Here is a 1,233-nt window from a genome sequence, read left to right as displayed (position 1 = left end):
AATCTTTGGCGTCATGTGTCCTATTTTATGACACTTTGTGTACTCTGCTTATTTTTTTTTCTGTGCTACCGCTACTTATTGAGCGGATACATACAGCAGATTGCAAGTTTATATAGCAATCCTATATGATTTGTGAGAATTTACCATAACTGTGAAGCTTGGGGAAATCAAATATCTGATAATGAGTAACTAACTTAAATATATATTTGACGGCAGCAAATGTCTTACACATATGATAGCACTTCCTAATCCATTGTGAGTGCTTGTAACCAAATATCTTCAATTGGATTCTGAGTCGGAGCGTTGGGTGCCAATCTCAAACAAGTGATTTTCCAATCAGATTCTTCTAAACCCTTATTCACCACTGATAAAAAGTCTTTAACCTAGAAAAGAAGAATGATATTTAGCGCCATCCCAAATTAATGCTATCCGCTTGTCGTTATATTGGCTCATCAGATATTTTATATATTCAATAGTATGTTCCCCATTTCCCTTTGGATATGCCTGAATCAGACTTTGACCAGTCGCAATATTTACGCTAGCCAAAGTAAGTCTGTCGCTCTTTCTCATTAACAATTGGCACTTCTACTCTTTCATTCTTCTTGCCCCAAACATAGCCACAAATATCTCCCCAAAGAAGATGACATTCATCCTGAAAAAAAACTACTAATTCACCTAATTCGATTTCATTACGATGAGCTTCTAGCCATTGGGTCAATTCTTTTGTTTTTTTTTGACCAGTTCAGGATCTGTTTTAGGATTACGTTTTTGAGATTTTTTCTTTTGTTGAGCCAGCAGCGTCAAAAATCTCATAGTAACTCTGCTGAGAACTAAAAACTATCTCATACCGCGACTCTATATAAGCTTTTAGTTCTCCTAAATTCCAATAATTATTTTTTTGGAGCCAATCAATGATGGCAGCCCGTTCCTCAGATTTTAAATATCCCACAGAACCCTTATAAGCCAGCTTGAGAGCAGATAGACCTTGCATGATAAATATCTGAGTCCATTTACTAATAAAGCCAGAACTCACTGATAAACTTTCCTGAATCTCTCGATGCTTATATCCTTTAAGCTGCATAGAGACGGCAATTGCTCGTTTCAACTCGCGGGGATCGGGATTAGATTGGATAAATTCCGTTAGGGTGCATCTCACTTTTGCAAATATATGAAAAAGGGCTCAAATGAAAAAGCTAGTAAAACTGTGAAAAAAGATGAGGTAAAAAAAATGAC

1 pseudogene is annotated in these 1,233 nt (G+C 36.3%); it reads right to left on the bottom strand.

From position 1 onward, the window contains the following. Positions 1–121 precede the first annotated feature (121 nt). Positions 122–1,168, bottom strand: a pseudogene (locus E5S67_RS34990) (IS630 family transposase). Positions 1,169–1,233: the final 65 nt, after the last annotated feature.

The organism is Microcoleus asticus IPMA8 (assembly GCF_013179805.1).
GTDB classification, from domain to species: Bacteria; Cyanobacteriota; Cyanobacteriia; order Cyanobacteriales; family Microcoleaceae; genus Microcoleus; species Microcoleus asticus.
This window is presented reverse-complemented; position numbering and strand designations above follow the sequence as displayed.